The following is a 15774-nucleotide window of genomic DNA, read 5'->3' as shown; positions in this document are numbered from 1 at the left end:
ACTGCAGTTTTATAGCGTTCTACCTCGGATTTTATAACTGCCTATTGAATTAATTTACGGTTAACTCTGACGGATGTTCAGAGTTGCGAAGCGAATTTCACCGTCCTTGTCAGACTCATCGAGGTCGATTGTCGCCTCGAATGCGAAAGCATTGTCATCATTTGGATCCTTGATGATTTGTTCCGCTTGCCACATCCGTCCCGTGGTACGCAAGGTGAAATATTGGGGCCCGCGGGCGGCCGGGCCCACATCCAGGTCCGCGTACTCATCAAAGTAATCGTCCATTGCGGCGCCGAAATCTGGCACCTCATCCAGATAGGACGTCAACTCCGCGAGTTCATCTTCCTTCTCGTACGCAAACAGCTCCACCAGTCGGAACATGGCATTGCGAATCATGATCTTCAGCGCCCGCGGGTTGGCGGACAGCGCAGTAGGATCTTCCACACCGAAGGCCAGCTCCCGGGCAACGGTATCAGCCGAAATCGGGGCATCAGGATCTGCCAGCTGCGCCCACTCATCCACTAGCGAGGAATCGATCTGGCGCACGAGCTCGCCAAGCCAGACGATGATGTCCTCAAGCTCCTCGGTGAGGTATTCCCGCGGTACGGAATGCTGCAGGGTACGCCAAGCGTCAGTGAGATAGCGCAGCGCCACGCCTTCACTACGGTCCACGCCATAGGTGGACACGAGGTCGGAGAACGTCATGGCATGCTCGATCATGTCGCGCACCACGGACTTTGGCGACAGCTGGAACTCAAGGACCCACGGATGGCCTTGGGCATACGTCTCGTACGCGTCCTCCAGCAAATCTTCCAAAGGTTTAGGCCAGGTGATGTCCTCAACGATGGCCATGCGTTCGGTGTAATCGACTCCTTCGGCCTTTAGCGCCGCGATTTCCTCACCCCGCGCGGCCTTTTGCTGCGCAATGAGGATCTGCCGCGGATCGTCCAAAATCGCCTCAAAAACACTGACCACGTCCAAGGCGAAGGTTTCGGACTCTTTGTCCAGCAGCTCCAATGCGGCGAGCGCGAAGGGAGCGAGCGGCTGGTTGAGTGCAAAATCCCGCTGCAACTCCTGGGTCAGGTGATAGCGGCGGCCGGCGTCGTCCCGCCCTGCAGGCGCCTTTTCGACGATCCCCGCTGCCATCAATCCGCGGAACAACTCGATAGCGGTGAGAATATCCTTGTTCTGCTTGGCCCGGGTGTCGTGATTGTCACGCAGCAACTTGTGCATGTGCTCGTATCCATCACCAGGCCGGGAGAGCACGTTGAGCAGCATGGATGTGCTGACCCGGAACTGCGACACCATTGGTTCCGGATCTGCCGAGATGAGTCGCTCGTAGGTGCTCGCGGTCCACGTGACCTCACCCTGGCGCGCGACTTTCTTGCGAATTTTCTTCAACTTCGCCGGGTCAGTTCCCGCCTTTTGCCGGAGCCGGTAGTTTTCGATTTCATGCTCAGGGGCCTCGATGACGACGGTCCCCACGGTATCAAAGCCAGCTCGACCGGCGCGGCCCGCAATCTGATGGAATTCGCGGGACTTGAGCATGCGCATTTTCGCACCATCGAACTTGGTCAGGCCGGTCATGAGGACGGTACGGATCGGGACGTTAATACCAACGCCCAACGTGTCCGTGCCACAAATGACTTTGAGTAAGCCGGTTTGCGCCAGCTTTTCCACCAGGCGCCGGTACTTAGGCAGCATGCCCGCGTGGTGCACACCGATTCCTTTCCGCACCAGGCGGGAGAGGGTTTTACCGAACGCCGTGGTGAAGCGGAAATCTCCGATTTCTGCAGCAATGCGTTCTTTTTCCTCGGCGTTGAGGAACGTCATGGAGGTGAGTGCCTGAGCGCGTTCCGTCGCTTCACGCTGCGTAAAGTGCACCACGTAGATGGGCGCCTTTCCGGACTTAAGAAGATCCTCAATGGTCTCATGCACAGGGGAGTAGACGTAAGAAAATTCAAGGGGAACCGGGCGCTCGGCCCCTGAGACGACGTTGCTGGTTCGTCCAGTTCGTCGGTGCAGATCCTTTTCCAAGAACGTCGTATCGCCCAACGTTGCGGACATGAGTAGGAATTGCGCTTTGGGTAGCTCGAGGAGGGGAACCTGCCACGCCCAGCCGCGATCCGGCTCGGAGTAGTAATGGAATTCGTCCATCACCACCTGGTCAATGTCCGATTCTGCGCCGTCGCGGAGCGCAATGTTCGCTACGATCTCAGCGGTAGCGCAGATGATTGGCGCGCGACCATTGACTGTGGCGTCGCCCGTCATCATCCCAACGTTTTCCGGGCCGAAGATCTCGCACAACGAGAAGAACTTTTCGCTCACCAGCGCCTTAATTGGGGCGGTGTAGAACGAGCGTTGCCCACGGGCCATAGCGATGAAATGCGCTGCAATGGCCACCATGGACTTTCCAGACCCAGTGGGCGTGGCCAAAATGACGTTGTCGCCAGCAAGAATCCCGAGAGCTGCCTCTTCCTGAGCCGGATAGAGGGAGATCCCCTTGTCACGAGTCCAGGACAGGAAAGAATCGAAGATCGACTCGTCAAACAGGGACTCTGGTACTTCACTAAGGTCAGGCAACATCTGGCTAAGGTTCACCTACTCCACAGTAGTAGGCGCCACGCCATCAGGGGTGGGAAACGGTCCCGCCAGGGTGCCCGGCTACTCCTCGTCGGAGTCGGTGTCGGTGCCTAGATCGCTGTCTAGGTCGCTGTCTAAGTCTGCGAGGAAACGTTCGAACTCTGCGCCCAGTTCTTCACCGGAAGGAATGCTGGATTCCCCTGGGAGGATCTCGCCCCGATGTTCGGTGCGGTAACGCTCCATTTCTGCGTCGTATTGCCCTTCCAGGGCGTGCACCACCGCTTGGATTTCGTGCGAGTCCTGGATTTGTTCTTCGATTTGCTCGCGCACCTTTTCCGCATCGGCTTCCAATGCTGCGAGTGGCAGTTGCAGCCCGGCTGCGTGTGCTACCGCGTCCAGCAGCCGGAACGTAGCCTCCGGGTAGTCCGAGGCCGCCAAATAGTGGGGCACGTGGGCAGTAAAGCCAGCCACGTTGCGCCCCTGCTTGTTGAGTAACCGCTCAAGGTGCAATGATGCAGACCCAGGGACATTAATCCGGGAATCAATGGAAAACAGGTGGCTGAGCAGCTCTTTCGAATTACCATGCCCGGATACCACGAGGGGGCGGGTGTGGGGAACTGCCATGGGCGCCGCGTAGAGGCAGATGGTTTGTTGCACCCCGAACCGCTCCACCAGGTCAGCGACGGAGGTGGTGAAGGCCTCCCAGCGCAGGTCTGGTTCTGGACCGGACAACAGCAGGAAAGCGGTGCCGGCGCTGTCGCGTAGTACGTTGAGGTTGAGTTCGAGCTCGTCCGCGTCGATGACCTCGCTGTGTTCGATGGTCACTACGGGGCGACGTGAGCGGTAGTCGATCAACTCATCGGTGTTAAACGTCGCCAGGGGGCGGTGGTCGAGGGCCTGAAGGAGGTGCCGGGCACCGGATTCTACTGCTTGACCGGCGTCGGCGTAGCCTTGCAAAGCAACGACGAGGGTGGGACCGTGGGGCCCTTCTTGAGAGACTTCGGGAGCCGGGTACTCAAGTTCGTACATGGATGCTTCGCGGCGATTCATCTCTTTAACCTCCTCATTACTGCTGCGGAGCAGGATACGGACTATGTTCCGCGTACTGCTTCCAACAGGTATAGGTTCCCGATTATTCCATGTTCTGCTGTTGCTGTGTGGCAAGACGCGGATCAGGTTGTGGATAACTGGCAAATTCCACAGTTTTTGCCCACATCCGAAATACGCCTGGTGCAGCCAGAGGATGTGCCTTTCATACTGTGCGCCATGACCAACATTCAAAAAAATATGCAACAAGTAAGTCCAGGTTTCCTGATGTCCAACATTCCCGGCGCTCTGGGATACCATCCCGACGATTGCCTGGTGGTGTTCCTCCTCGAGCTCCACTGCGCCGACGAATGCCGAGGCGAGTATCACCTCGGCCCGATGTTCCGGGTGGACATGCCAGACCTGCAAGCTATTTCAGAATTCGCTGAATATATTGCCGCTTGGGACCCTGATCTGGTGATGGCAGCAGTCATTGGTGATGAGAGGACCAAAGCCACTGCTCTGGAATTCGAACGGCAATGCTGCGAGTTGGAAGTTCCGCTGGTGGCGATGTGGCATGTCCCGGAGCTGTACTCAGGTGCTCGTTACGTGCGAATTGGTGGGGAATCCGCCGATAGCCTTGGGCCGTACACCAGTGGCAAGGCGTTTTGGGACGAGGGCACCATCGGGGAGATTGTTGCCGCACCAGCCATGGCAGCTTTCCGACGCCGTGGTGAGCTCCCCGACGCCAGCAGGGATGACGCGTTGGAGTTCTTCGCCCGCGATGACAAGCTGGTGAGTGTGGAGGAAGCCGCTCAGCTGGGAGCCGCCGCGACACAACACGCCGATTCTTTGCTGCGGGCGATCTCCAATAGTGGGCCGGCGGAAGCAGAGACCCTGGTGGACAACCTCTATGACGATCTCTTTGAACTGGTTGACCAGATCCTAGTCGAGGACATTTCGGTGCGGGATCTCGTGGCCGAGCTGGAACACGTCGAACAAATAGCGCCATTTTTCGCGCGGTCCGCCTTGCGCGATCCGTTGCTTGAGTTCGCAGTGTCAGATAACGCCGAAGGGTTCTTCCGGCTGTGCGTGGCTGTTGCACGCGCAACCATTGGGGTCACCAGGGTGAATGCGTTGTGTTGTGCAGCTTTGGCGGCGTCCTTCTCGGAACGGGGCCACCGGGTGCCACAGGCGCTACAGTGTGCGTTCGAGGAAGATCCAGCCCACCGGCTTTCCCATCTGATGATGCAAGCTTTGCAGTGTGGCGGGCTGCAGCTGGTCCACCAGGCTTGCCGGGAGGGATCCGAGCTTGCCTTGGCGGCGCTGAAAAAACTCGTGACAAGCTCTTAACGGCGCGCGCTATGCGCCGCATCACCAAGCTGAGAGGTGAATGCCCACGCATCAGACACGATCGTCTTTAGGTCTGTGCGCTGCGGCTGCCAGCCCAACTCCTCTTGCGCCTTGCGGGAGGACGCGATCAGCGTCGCAGGGTCGCCAGCACGGCGTGGGGCAACCTCAGCGGGGATCGGATGACCTGTGACTTCACGGCAGACATCGATGACTTGGCGAACGCTGTAGCCATCCCCGGAGCCAAGATTGAAGATGCGGTGCTGGCCAGCAACATTTGCTTCCATAGCCAACAGGTGCGCGTCGGCGAGGTCGCGGATATGAATGTAGTCGCGTACCGGAGTGCCGTCCGGGGTGGGCCAGTCATCGCCGAAGATCATGATCTTGTCGCGGTGCCCAAGAGCAACCTGGAGTACGAGGGGAATGAGGTGTGTTTCCACTTCGCGGTTTTCGCCGACCAAGCCGTAGGCTCCAGCGACGTTGAAGTAGCGCAAGCTCGTCGCAGCGAGACCGTAGGCGTTGGCGTAGGAAGTAATCGCGTAGTCGATGGCGAGCTTAGTGGCTCCATAGGGGTTGGTGGGGGAGGTGGGCATGTCTTCGGTGATGGGGACTACCTCAGGCTCGCCATAGGTAGCTGCGGTTGAGGAGAACACCAGGTTGTTCACGCCGTGTGCGCGCATGGCGTCGAGAAGCGCCAGTGAGGTGACGAAATTGTCGTGCCAGTACTCGTCGGGCTTTTCCACGGATTCTCCGACGAGCGAACGAGCCGCGAAATGCAGCACTGCGTCAAAGCTGTCAGCCGCGAAAACGGAGTCGATCATGTCTTTGACGTCGCCTTCCACAAACTGCGCTCCGGACGCGATGGCCTCGCGGTTACCAGTGGTGAGGTTGTCCAGGATAGTAACGTCATGCCCCTGTTCCACAAGAACATGGGCGCAGACACTGCCGACATAACCGGCACCGCCGGTCACCAAAACCTTCATCGGTATTTTCCTTCTCAACTGTGGGTTACTTGTGGACTTCCACGCGGATCGCGTGGCTGATGTCCTCTGGAAGGGTGAGCTCGTGATCGCCGTGAATGATGTGGGCGCCGTCGGCACGGTTAGTTACCACGACCTCCGCGCCTAGCCGGATCCCGGCCTCGCGCAGGCGAACAATCTGTTCTTCCTCGACCTGGATGATTTCGTTGATCTGGGTCACGCGCGCTGTGACGGTGAGGTCACGTGGAAGGTCAATGAGACGTTGGCCCAGCGGAGCATCCGGATCAGAAACGCCCAGTTCCGCGAGGCCGGGAATGGGGTTGCCGAACGGGGACGTGGTGGATTCGCCAAGCACCTCCACCAGGCGACGCTCGACCTCATCACTCATCACGTGCTCCCACCGGCAGGCCTCGGCATGGACCTTTTCAATGTCTAAGCCAATGATGTCAGTGAGGAGGCGTTCCGCGAGACGGTGCTTGCGCATCACGGCGATGGCGAGGGATCGTCCTTTGGGAGTCATCTGCAAGCTGCGGTCGCTAGCGACGACGACGAGGCCGTCGCGTTCCATGCGGGCGACGGTCTGGCTTACGGTAGGACCGGACTGTTCGAGTCGTTCTGCGATACGGGCACGCAGCGGAACGATACCCTCCTCTTCCAGTTCGTAGATGGTACGCAAGTACATCTCGGTGGTATCAACCAAGTCCTTCACGAACGATGACCTTTCTTTGAGGGCCCAGAAAGTGGCCAGTATCACACGGCGATCCAGGAAATGTGCCGGTCGTCAGTAGGCTTATCCTAGCGCATGATTTTCGATTGTGAGTCACTAAACACTGATGCCCCTTGTGCGTGCGCGGAACTGGCACCACAAGGGGCTGGAAGAGTTGGGCTACAGAGAGTAGTCGCGAAGCTTGTCGGCACGCTCACCATCACGGAGCTTTGCCATCACTTCACGCTCTATCTGCCGGACACGCTCACGGGAGAGCCCGAACTTGCGGCCAATCTGATCCAACGTGCGTGGCACGCCATCATCGAGGCCATAACGCAGACAGATAACATCCTGTTCCCGCTGCTCAAGGGTGTCCAACACGGAGCGGATATCAGAATGACGCAATGAGGCAACGACGGCAGTCTCTGCGTCAGTGGCTTCAGAGTCCTCAATGAAGTCGCCCAACGGGGCTTCCTCGTCTGCGCCGACTGGCATATCCAGGCTCACTGGATCACGAGACTGGCGTAGTAGCATTTCGATTTTTGCTTCGTCGATACCGGACTCGGCTGCCAACTCTTCATTAGTCGCCTCACGTCCCAGGTTCTGATACAACTCACGCTTAATGCGGGAGAGCTTGTTCACCTGTTCTACGAGATGCACTGGGAGACGAATGGTGCGGGACTGGTCGGCCATACCGCGGGTGATGGCCTGACGAATCCACCAGGTGGCGTAGGTGGAGAACTTAAAGCCCTTGGAGTAGTCGAACTTTTCCATCGCGCGGATGAGTCCAAGATTGCCTTCCTGGATGAGGTCGAGCAGTGGCATGCCCCGACCGGTGTAGCGCTTGGCTAGGGACACCACCAGGCGTAGGTTGGCCTCAAGCAGGTGAGCGCGAGCCTTTTTACCTTCCTTGGCGAGGACCTTCAGGTCACGCTTCTTGGCGCGGGTGAGGGAATCAGCCTCGTGCTTAAGCAGATACTCCGCATACAGGCCCACTTCAATATCTTGAGCGAGGGCGACTTCTTCCTCCGCGTTGAGCAGTGGGGTTTTGCCGATACCGTTCAGGTACACGCGAACCAAGTCCGCGGACGGATTATCATTCGTATGACCACGACGGCTACCGCGGTCAACTTCCGTGTCATCCATAAAGTCTGCGGACGCTTGAGTCATAAGTGCCTCCTGCTCGTCGTAGGTTCTATCCTTCCTAACGGCCGAGGCTGCGGGATAGTTCCCGAATCGCTAAAAAAGTTTTTTATGTTTCGACCAAAACGGTGAACGGGCCGTCGTTAACACTTGCTACCTGCATCATTGCCCCAAACTTGCCTTCCTCAACAGTGATGCCCCGCGCCCGCAAACCCGCGGCAATCTTCTGGATCACCGGCTCCGCAATATCGCCCGGCGCGGCGTCCGACCACGACGGCCGGCGCCCCTTCGCGGTCCGGCCGTGCAGTGTGAATTGGCTGACGAGCAGCACAGGGGCTCCCGCATCCTCGACGGAGGTTTCGCCGGCAAGGATCCGTAGCTCCGCGATTTTGCGTACCATCGTCTCCCAGGCATCCGGGGCGTCGTCCCGCCCGACGCCTACCAGCGCCAACAACCCGCCGGTCTCGGGGCAGTCGATGGCACCGACGACATCGCCGTCCACGGTGACGCTGGCGGATGTCACGCGGGTGAGCACTGCTTTCATCGTTACTCCGTTTCTATGAGTGCGGCGGGGATGAGGAACCCGTGGCGAATCAAATCTATGCACGCTCCCAGTGCGGCCGGGGTGAGAGTCCCCTCATCCAGGTCATTAGCCATACAGTACAGGCCAATCACGTCGCCCAGGCTGAGGCCTGCGGGGTGCAATCCGGAGATGATGGTGAGCAAGTGCTGGTCAATTTCGTGGCTCCACCGCGGCCCGTCCATGCGGACCAGCCGAAGAACGGTGTCTGTGAGCCCCATACCGCTGTCTGTGTTGGCAACGGCAACGGATTCGGTAGCCACCGACGGTCGCAGCAGATAGAAAGAATCAAGGATGTCCTGCGGGGATACGGTTCGTAGCCACTCGGAGCGAAGGAAATGCTCGGTGACTTCGTCGCGGAGAGGGTCGGTGAACGCCTGGGGCATTTCTTCGGCCACGATATCGGAGGGGGTGGCGTCGTCAAGGCGTTGCACGGCGACGTAGCCGAAGCCAATGCCGGTCACGCCGTGCCGGTCGAAGTGGTCGAGCCACACGCGGGTGCGCTGCGCTGCTTCTTCGGAGCGGGGGTCGATCGACTCATCTCGTAGCCAGGTGCCCACATACATCTCGGGGTCAACCACGTCGCGTTGGATGACCCAAGCGCACACCCCGTTATCGGGTAACCAGCTGGCTACCCGCTGCTGCCAACGCTCGGAATCGGTATGAACCCACGCCGCCAGCACGTGAGCAGTGCCTCCGGGTTCCAAATGATCGACGAGCTGCGAAATCACCAGCTCGCTCGCCCCATCGAGGTTGAGGCCGGAATCGCGGTACACGTGCCCGACCTCGGGAAGGCCCACCACGAATGGTGGGTTGGCGACGATGCGGTCGAAGCGTCGTCCCGCAACCGGCTCAAACCACGACCCTTGCAACAGCTCAACATGTGAGTGGCCCGCGAGGGTGGCCCGGGCGTAGTCGAGGGCGCGGCCATGAACGTCGGTGCCGGTGAGCTGCTTCACGACGCCCAGCTGCCCCAATACCTGAACCCCGGACCCGGTCCCTAAATCCAACAAGGTCTGAACCGGAGTGAGTGGGACCGTACCCAGCAACGACAACGACGCTGCCCCCACCCCGAGAACATGATCTGGGCCCGGCACATGCTGAATGAGGGAGGCGTCGACGTCGGAGAACACCCAGTGGTCGGTGTCATTAATGACGTGCGGCATGATGTCCGCTGCCACGCGTCCGTTATCTGTGAGCTGCGCTAGAACGTCCTCACCCACTAGCTGAGCCGTGGCCGCGGTGACAGGATCTTTCAGGATAAATGCAGCGATCAACACCCCGAGTGGGTCTGAACCGAGTTTGCGGCGCACTGCTTCCGGTTCGCCGCGCCGCCACGCGTCGGTAGCTGCCGGGCCCAGGTAATCCAAGATGCCGCTCACCGTGAAATTGTGCGTGCGAAACAGCTCGCGCAGGTTAGGGGCAATGCTGGCGAGGTTAGAAGGGGAAAAGGTCACTAGGGTTCCTGATTAGTCGTGGTCGATGATGGTAGGGGGTTCGGGATCGGAGTTGGTGTTCGTCCCAGCTTCAAGCTGGTGCCGTTGCGGCTTTTGCTCTGACAAGGCCTGTAGCTGCTGCTGGTGGTGGTGCCGAGCCATCTGCGGCTTGTATACCTGTTTGGTCCGCTTATCTTTCGGCTCGCCAGCCCCATTTGCGATGATCACGGCAATTCCCGGCAGCGGGATGGAAATGATGAACAGTATTGTTGCCAGAATCCAACTGTGTAGCCACATATAAGCAGCTCCAGCCGCTAGGAGAAACGGAATACGGGAAAATTGAATCCAGTTGTAGACGCGCTTACGGTGCTCCCAATTTTCCAGCGGAGAGCGCTGTGCGTCAGTGATGAGTGTGGCTTTAGGGCGTCGAAAAGCAAAGCGGCGCCGTTTTTGCTTTGAATCCCTGCTCATACCGTCAACCATAATCCCGTTGCTACATTTGCATGCACGATGGGGCATGATAGGTAACGTGAGTACGTTAACGAAGACCATCGAAAAGACCGACGTCCGGGAAGATACCGGAACTAGCGACGATACCCCGAAGTTCTTCCACTACGTCAAAAAGGACCAGATCCTCGATTCTGCTGTGAACGGCCGCGTGGTTGTAGCGTTGTGCGGTGAGACCTTCCCAGTGACTAAGCAAGCCAAGCCAGGTAGCCCCGTTTGCCCAGACTGCGAACGCATTTACCGAGGTCTGCGCAAGAAGTGAGTAGAAAGCTTCGCGCTTGGCAGCAAGCAGCGCTGGACAAATACCTTGACCAAAAGCCCCAGGACTTCCTCGCAGTAGCAACGCCGGGAGCCGGTAAGACGACCTTTGCGCTCACGGTGGCTTCCGAACTGCTCGGCAACCGAACCGTGGATCGGGTCATCGTGGTGGTTCCTACTGAGCACTTGAAGGTGCAGTGGGCGGAGTCCGCGGCGCGCTTTGGCATTTCTTTGGACCCGAACTTTAGCAACAGTTCGGGTGTGGTGAACCCGCAATACCAGGGCATTTGTGTCACATATGCGCAGGTGGCGATGCACCCCTACAAGCATCACGCCATTTCCACTGCGCGACGGACGCTGGTGATCCTCGATGAGATCCACCATGGTGGTGACGCCCGCAGCTGGGGCGATGGCATTCGAATCGCATACGAAGATGCCGAGCGGCGCCTGGCGCTCACGGGTACACCATTTCGTTCCGACGACTCCGCAATCCCCTTCGTGCGCTACGTGGAGGACGGGGAGGGGCACCTGGTGTCCCAATCTGACCACACCTACGGATACTCCGACGCACTCAAAGACGGCGTGGTGCGGCCCGTGGTGTTCCTGGCTTATTCGGGTGAAGCCCGCTGGCGAGACAGTGCGGGCGATGAGTACGCAGCCCGACTGGGGGAGCCACTGAATGCGGAACAGACAGCGCGTGCCTGGAAAACGGCCCTTGATCCACGAGGGGAATGGATCCCGGCGGTGCTGCAAGCAGCCCACATCCGGCTGCGCCAGCTACGGCAATCCATCCCCGATGCCGGTGGCCTCGTCATTGCAACCGACAAGACTACGGCCCGTGCCTATGCGCGTATTTTGGAACAGCTGTCGGAAACCCCGGTATCAGTGATTCTTTCTGACGAAGTCGGCGCCTCCGAACGCATCGAGAGCTTCTCCGCGGGAACCGACGAGTGGATGGTCGCGGTTCGTATGGTGTCGGAAGGCGTGGATGTGCCTCGCCTAGCGGTGGGCGTGTACGCGACGTCGGCGTCGACCCCGCTGTTTTTCGCGCAGGCCATTGGGCGTTTCGTGCGTAAGCGCGCGGCAGGGGAGACGGCGTCGGTGTTCCTGCCGTCGGTCCCGGTCCTGCTGGAGTTAGCCTCCAAGCTGGAGACCTCCCGTGACCATGTGCTGGGGAAGCCAGACCGGCCGAAGGAAGGTTGGGATGATGAGCTACTCGCAGACGCCAACAAGCAGAAAAACGAGAAGGACGATGTGCCGTCCTACGAATCTCTGGGCGCTGAGGCGGAACTAGACTCGCTCATCTACGACGGCTCCACCTACGGCACGGGAGCATTCACTGGGTCGGCGGAGGAAGCTGACTACCTAGGGTTGCCGGGGCTTCTCGACGCCGATCAGATGCGCGCCTTATTGCGCCAACGGCAAGCTGAACAGATTGAGGCCCGGGCCGCCGAGGAAAAGCGACACCAGGAAGCTGAGGCGAACAAACCGAAGGTTGTGCGGCGTTCGGAACTCGCTGCTGATGAAATACCACAGTTGCGTAAGGAATTGAACGCGTTGGTCTCAATCACCTCGGGACGTACCGGTCGCCCGCATGGAGCGATCCACACCGAGGCCCGCAATGCCTGCGGTGGCCCGCCGACGGCGCTGTGTACTGCGGAGCAGCTGCGCGACCGTATCGCCTACTTGCGTAAATGGTAGCTTAAGAACCGTTCAACATTTACGTATTGGTTTGTGAGGATTATCGTCGAATATGACTGCACCTGCTCCACGCACAGGACGAATGCTAGCTCCCGACTTTGCCAGAGGTTTAACCTTGCTCGGTATCGCAGGAGCAAACATCACCACGACATGGGCAAATGTTTCGGACGCGCCACTTGGCAAGCTCATGGGTGGCGTCGTCGATGACAGTGTGTGGGACAAGATAGCCATCATGGTCGGCGCAGTGCTGTTCCACGTCCGTGGCCTCCCGATGTTCGCTACCATGCTGGGCTTTGGTGTGGGTTTGATTTCCTTAAGCCTGTACCGACGCGGATACCCACTATCCGATGCACGGAAGAAGCTGATGAAACGCTACGGCTACTTGGCGCTTTTTGGTCTGGTGCACTGCGTCTTCATGTTCCACGGCGACATCATGCTCACCTACGGAGTGCTGGCAATAATCCTTGCGTTGTGTCTCACTCTAAAAGATAAAACTCTGCTCATCATCGCCGCAGTGCTGTTCGCACTGAATGCCCTCGCGATGACGGGGCTAGGAATCCTTGCCGTGGTTTTCGGGAACTCTGAAATCATGGGGCAAGCCATGTCTGGAAACTCTGGTATCGGCGCAAGTTTTGGATCATTCGATACCGGATCGTACCTCGGGCAGCTAATTGTGGGCGGTATCACGGCGGTTGCCCTGCCGTTTTCCCTTCCAATGGCGATCCCTATGATCGGCCCGTTGATGATTGTCGGCTTTGTTGCTGCCCGCCGTGGCGTGCTGTGGGACGTCGATAAGCACCGGCGGATGTTGGTGTGGTGGGCGGTTATTTCCGTGATCGTGATGCTCGGGATGGGCGTGCCTCTTGGCCTGTCTGGTATAGGTGTGCTTCCTACTAGCTGGGAACCTGGACTCTTCCTTATCAATTCGGGCGTCGGAGTACTTACCGGCCCTGGCATTGTGGCAATGATTGCTCTTGCCGTGCAGCGACTGCAGCGTGCCGTCTCCAATGGAGGACAGGTCCCTGAGCCGCTCGTAGCAATCCAAGCGCTGGGCAAAAGGTCGATGTCCGGCTATGTGTTCCAGTCGGTGGCCTTCATGATCTTCGTTATGCCTTACGGGCTCGGTTTAGGCCAGGGCCTGGGCGCGGCAGAGACTACCGGCATCGCTGTGGTGGTGTGGCTGGTCAGCGTTGTAGGGGCATACGGTCTCGAACGAGCAGGGAAGCGGGGCCCACTCGAGGCACTGCACCGTCGCCTGTCTTATGGGCCAAGCGGGTCCCTTGGTATCTATCAGCAACCCGCGGGGGCTCAGTCGTAGCCCCTTGCGGGATCGCCTCGGTGTATGAGGGGCGAGGTCTGGGTGTTGAAGGAAATACGATATTGGCTTAAGGCCGCTTGGTAGAGAATGGTTAGTAGAGAATTCGAGAGAAAGTGGCGCCACAATGGGGTTGAGGTTGTTTTCCACTCGAACTCTCTACCAACCACTCTCTACCAACCGTGATGACGCTGACCTGGAGGAGGAAAAGTCTGTCGCCGCTGGCCGGGCATTGTGGCGTCTGTACATAGTGAAGTTCCGGGCCACCGGAGATAGGTAACCGCAACTGCTAGCACAGGTGCGGTTATACGATCCGAAGCAATATAAGCCACCATGGTTCTACCACGGAAACTAGACAACACGTTTTGCCTGCTTTACCTCGAGGTCTGGGTCTTTGCTAGGGGCATTAGTTATCGTGTGAAACCCGGGAAGCATAACCCGGATCTCGGCACAAAATCGGGCTGCAGAGGGGCTATTTAGCTGATTTTCTTCCGAAACCCGGGTTATGCTTCCCGGGTTTCACGGGTTTCAGCTGCCGCTAGACCCATTCCCAATACAAAACCCGGCCGGTCACAAACGACCGGCCGGGCTTCGCATTGGAATCTAGTCGAGGTAGTCGCGCAGCACCTGGGATCGTGAAGGGTGGCGCAGCTTGGACATAGTCTTGGATTCGATCTGGCGGATGCGTTCACGGGTCACGCCATAGACCTGGCCAATCTCGTCGAGGGTGCGTGGCATGCCGTCGGTGAGGCCGAAGCGGAGCTTCACCACGCCAGCTTCGCGTTCGGACAGGGTTTGCAGCACGTCTTGCAGTTGATCCTGCAGCAGGGTGAAGGAGACTGCGTCGACGGCGACGACTGCTTCGGAGTCTTCGATGAAGTCGCCCAGCTGGGAGTCTCCTTCATCGCCGATGGTCTGGTCGAGGGAGATTGGTTCGCGAGCGTACTGCTGGATCTCCAGGACCTTTTCCTCGGTAATGTCCATTTCCTTCGCCAACTCAAGCGGGGTTGGCTCGCGGCCGAGGTCCTGGAGCAGTTCACGCTGGATACGGCCGAGCTTGTTGATGACCTCCACCATGTGTACTGGGATACGGATGGTGCGTGCTTGGTCGGCCATCGCGCGGGTGATGGCCTGGCGGATCCACCAGGTGGCGTACGTGGAGAACTTGTAGCCCTTGGTGTAGTCGAACTTCTCTACGGCGCGGATGAGGCCAAGGTTGCCTTCCTGGATCAGGTCAAGGAACGCCATGCCACGGCCGGTGTAGCGCTTAGCCAGGGAGACCACGAGACGCAGGTTGGCCTCGAGGAGGTGGTTCTTAGCCTTGCGGCCATCGCGGGCGATAGCGCGCAGATCACGTTTCACGGCAGGGGTGAGCTTGGCATCCTTGTCACCGCCAGCGAAGGCTTCTTCTAGCTGCTCAAGCTTGTAGGTGGCGTAAAGGCCGGCTTCGATGCGCTTTGCCAGGGACACCTCCTGTTCCGCGTTAAGCAGGGCGACCTTGCCGATCTGCTTCAGGTAGGCGCGCACCGAGTCTGCGGAGGCGGTCAGCTCGGCGTCTTTGCGGGCCTGGCGCAGCGCAGCAGATTCGTCCTCGTCCCAGACGGAGGAGCCGTCGTCTTCGTCTTCTTCCTCTTCGGTGTCGTCTTCGTCGTCTTCTTCGCCGAGTTCGGTGAAGTCGCCGTCGAAGTCCTCGTCCATGTCGCCGTCGAGGTCGTCGCCGTCCATGTCACGGTCGAGGTCGTCGTCTTCGAGTTGATCGTCCTCGAGGAGTTCGTCTTCGTCCTTGGTCTCTGGAGCTGGCTTTGCTGCTGCTTTCTTGGCTGTCTTTCTAGCTGTTTTCTTCGCAGCCTTTTTGGCAGTCTTCTTAGCGGCTTTCTTAGTGGCCTTTTTGGCTGTCTTCTTGGCAGCCTTCTTAGCGACCTTCTTGGCAGCAGCAGCCACTGGGGTGTCGGTTGCTTCGGTATCTTGCGCAGGAGCAGTCGCCACAGGAGCAGCCGCGACTGGCTCAGTTGCTGTTTTAGCCACGCGCGGGCTTGCCTTGCGGGCCGCCTTCTTAGCGACCTTCTTCACTGCGGTCTTCTTCACAGTCTTCTTCTCAGCGGCACCTTCAGGTTGCGCCGAATCAGGAGAGTCAGTGGCTACCACGTACGCCCTTTCACCTTGATGATTCATCTTTCGCCAAACGCTAT

At 58.8% G+C, this 15774-nt stretch carries 14 protein-coding genes; 5 read left to right on the top strand and 9 right to left on the bottom strand.

Annotation, left to right across the window (positions count from 1 at the left end; all coding sequences use genetic code 11):
• Positions 1–60: 60 nt before the first annotated feature.
• Together ACZ6ZO_RS01265 and ACZ6ZO_RS01260 are read right to left on the bottom strand one after the other, a co-directional pair.
• Entirely contained in the window at positions 61–2601 is a 2541-nt protein-coding gene (locus ACZ6ZO_RS01265; protein WP_465289950.1) for a DEAD/DEAH box helicase, read from the bottom strand.
• A gap of 63 nt (positions 2602–2664) precedes the next feature.
• Positions 2665–3633: a PAC2 family protein gene (locus ACZ6ZO_RS01260; protein ID WP_465289948.1), complete on the bottom strand. Its 969-nt coding sequence runs from the start codon at positions 3631–3633 to the stop codon at positions 2665–2667.
• A 216-nt stretch (positions 3634–3849) separates the two neighbouring features.
• Between ACZ6ZO_RS01260 and ACZ6ZO_RS01255 the strand changes: the two genes are divergently transcribed.
• Positions 3850–4962, top strand: a complete 1113-nt coding sequence (locus ACZ6ZO_RS01255; RefSeq protein ID WP_465289946.1) for a DUF4192 domain-containing protein — start codon at positions 3850–3852, stop codon at positions 4960–4962.
• Here ACZ6ZO_RS01255 and galE read toward each other — a convergent pair.
• The 6 genes from galE to ACZ6ZO_RS01225 all read right to left on the bottom strand — a co-directional run bounded on the left by galE (position 4959) and on the right by ACZ6ZO_RS01225 (position 10275).
• Positions 4959–5942 carry a UDP-glucose 4-epimerase GalE gene (gene galE, locus ACZ6ZO_RS01250; RefSeq protein WP_465289944.1) on the bottom strand — a complete coding sequence of 328 codons (984 nt, stop codon included), beginning with the start codon at positions 5940–5942 and terminating at the stop codon, positions 4959–4961. The two genes, ACZ6ZO_RS01255 and galE, sit on opposite strands and share 4 nt — an antisense overlap.
• A 25-nt stretch (positions 5943–5967) precedes the next feature.
• Positions 5968–6648, bottom strand: a complete 681-nt coding sequence (locus ACZ6ZO_RS01245; RefSeq protein ID WP_182386280.1) for a metal-dependent transcriptional regulator — start codon at positions 6646–6648, stop codon at positions 5968–5970.
• A 177-nt stretch (positions 6649–6825) separates the two neighbouring features.
• A complete protein-coding gene (locus ACZ6ZO_RS01240) occupies positions 6826–7815 on the bottom strand; it encodes a sigma-70 family RNA polymerase sigma factor (RefSeq protein WP_269149332.1) in 990 nt (329 codons plus the stop codon).
• Between the two features lie 82 nt (positions 7816–7897).
• A complete protein-coding gene (gene dtd / locus ACZ6ZO_RS01235) occupies positions 7898–8332 on the bottom strand; it encodes a D-aminoacyl-tRNA deacylase (RefSeq protein ID WP_343159748.1) in 435 nt (144 codons plus the stop codon).
• A 2-nt stretch (positions 8333–8334) separates the two neighbouring features.
• Positions 8335–9825: a DUF7782 domain-containing protein gene (locus ACZ6ZO_RS01230; protein WP_465289942.1), complete on the bottom strand. Its 1491-nt coding sequence runs from the start codon at positions 9823–9825 to the stop codon at positions 8335–8337.
• Between the two features lie 12 nt (positions 9826–9837).
• On the bottom strand, positions 9838–10275 hold the full coding sequence (locus ACZ6ZO_RS01225; protein WP_244310927.1) for a DUF3099 domain-containing protein: 438 nt from the start codon (positions 10273–10275) through the stop codon (positions 9838–9840).
• Positions 10276–10333: 58 nt separating this feature from the next.
• On the opposite strand from ACZ6ZO_RS01225, the gene ACZ6ZO_RS01220 reads away from it, so the two are divergent.
• The 4 genes from ACZ6ZO_RS01220 to ACZ6ZO_RS01205 all read left to right on the top strand — a co-directional run bounded on the left by ACZ6ZO_RS01220 (position 10334) and on the right by ACZ6ZO_RS01205 (position 13865).
• Positions 10334–10573 carry a DUF3039 domain-containing protein gene (locus ACZ6ZO_RS01220; RefSeq protein WP_232843295.1) on the top strand — a complete coding sequence of 80 codons (240 nt, stop codon included), beginning with the start codon at positions 10334–10336 and terminating at the stop codon, positions 10571–10573.
• Complete coding sequence (locus ACZ6ZO_RS01215; protein WP_465289940.1) at positions 10570–12270, top strand: DEAD/DEAH box helicase; 1701 nt, start codon at positions 10570–10572, stop codon at positions 12268–12270. The genes ACZ6ZO_RS01220 and ACZ6ZO_RS01215 overlap by 4 nt, the downstream gene beginning before the upstream one ends.
• 52 nt (positions 12271–12322) lie before the next feature.
• Positions 12323–13588: a DUF418 domain-containing protein gene (locus ACZ6ZO_RS01210; RefSeq protein WP_465289938.1), complete on the top strand. Its 1266-nt coding sequence runs from the start codon at positions 12323–12325 to the stop codon at positions 13586–13588.
• A gap of 136 nt (positions 13589–13724) precedes the next feature.
• Positions 13725–13865: a hypothetical protein gene (locus ACZ6ZO_RS01205; protein WP_182386273.1), complete on the top strand. Its 141-nt coding sequence runs from the start codon at positions 13725–13727 to the stop codon at positions 13863–13865.
• A 323-nt stretch (positions 13866–14188) separates the two neighbouring features.
• Here the strand turns inward: ACZ6ZO_RS01205 and ACZ6ZO_RS01200 are convergent, their stop codons facing one another.
• Positions 14189–15730 carry an RNA polymerase sigma factor gene (locus ACZ6ZO_RS01200; RefSeq protein ID WP_420839115.1) on the bottom strand — a complete coding sequence of 514 codons (1542 nt, stop codon included), beginning with the start codon at positions 15728–15730 and terminating at the stop codon, positions 14189–14191.
• Positions 15731–15774 lie beyond the last annotated feature (44 nt).

It is taken from the genome of Corynebacterium sp. NPDC104732 (assembly GCF_055583565.1).
This window is presented reverse-complemented; position numbering and strand designations above follow the sequence as displayed.

Excerpts from the sequence above, each read along its gene's own strand:
- ACZ6ZO_RS01260 (WP_465289948.1), bottom strand. The coding sequence starts at position 3,633 with ATGAATCGCCGCGAAGCATCCATGTACGAACTTGAGTACCCGGCTCCC.
- ACZ6ZO_RS01255 (WP_465289946.1), top strand. The coding sequence starts at position 3,850 with ATGACCAACATTCAAAAAAATATGCAACAAGTAAGTCCAGGTTTCCTG.
- galE (WP_465289944.1), bottom strand. The coding sequence starts at position 5,942 with ATGAAGGTTTTGGTGACCGGCGGTGCCGGTTATGTCGGCAGTGTCTGC.
- ACZ6ZO_RS01240 (WP_269149332.1), bottom strand. The coding sequence starts at position 7,815 with ATGACTCAAGCGTCCGCAGACTTTATGGATGACACGGAAGTTGACCGC.
- dtd (WP_343159748.1), bottom strand. The coding sequence starts at position 8,332 with ATGAAAGCAGTGCTCACCCGCGTGACATCCGCCAGCGTCACCGTGGAC.
- ACZ6ZO_RS01225 (WP_244310927.1), bottom strand. The coding sequence starts at position 10,275 with ATGAGCAGGGATTCAAAGCAAAAACGGCGCCGCTTTGCTTTTCGACGC.
- ACZ6ZO_RS01210 (WP_465289938.1), top strand. The coding sequence starts at position 12,323 with ATGACTGCACCTGCTCCACGCACAGGACGAATGCTAGCTCCCGACTTT.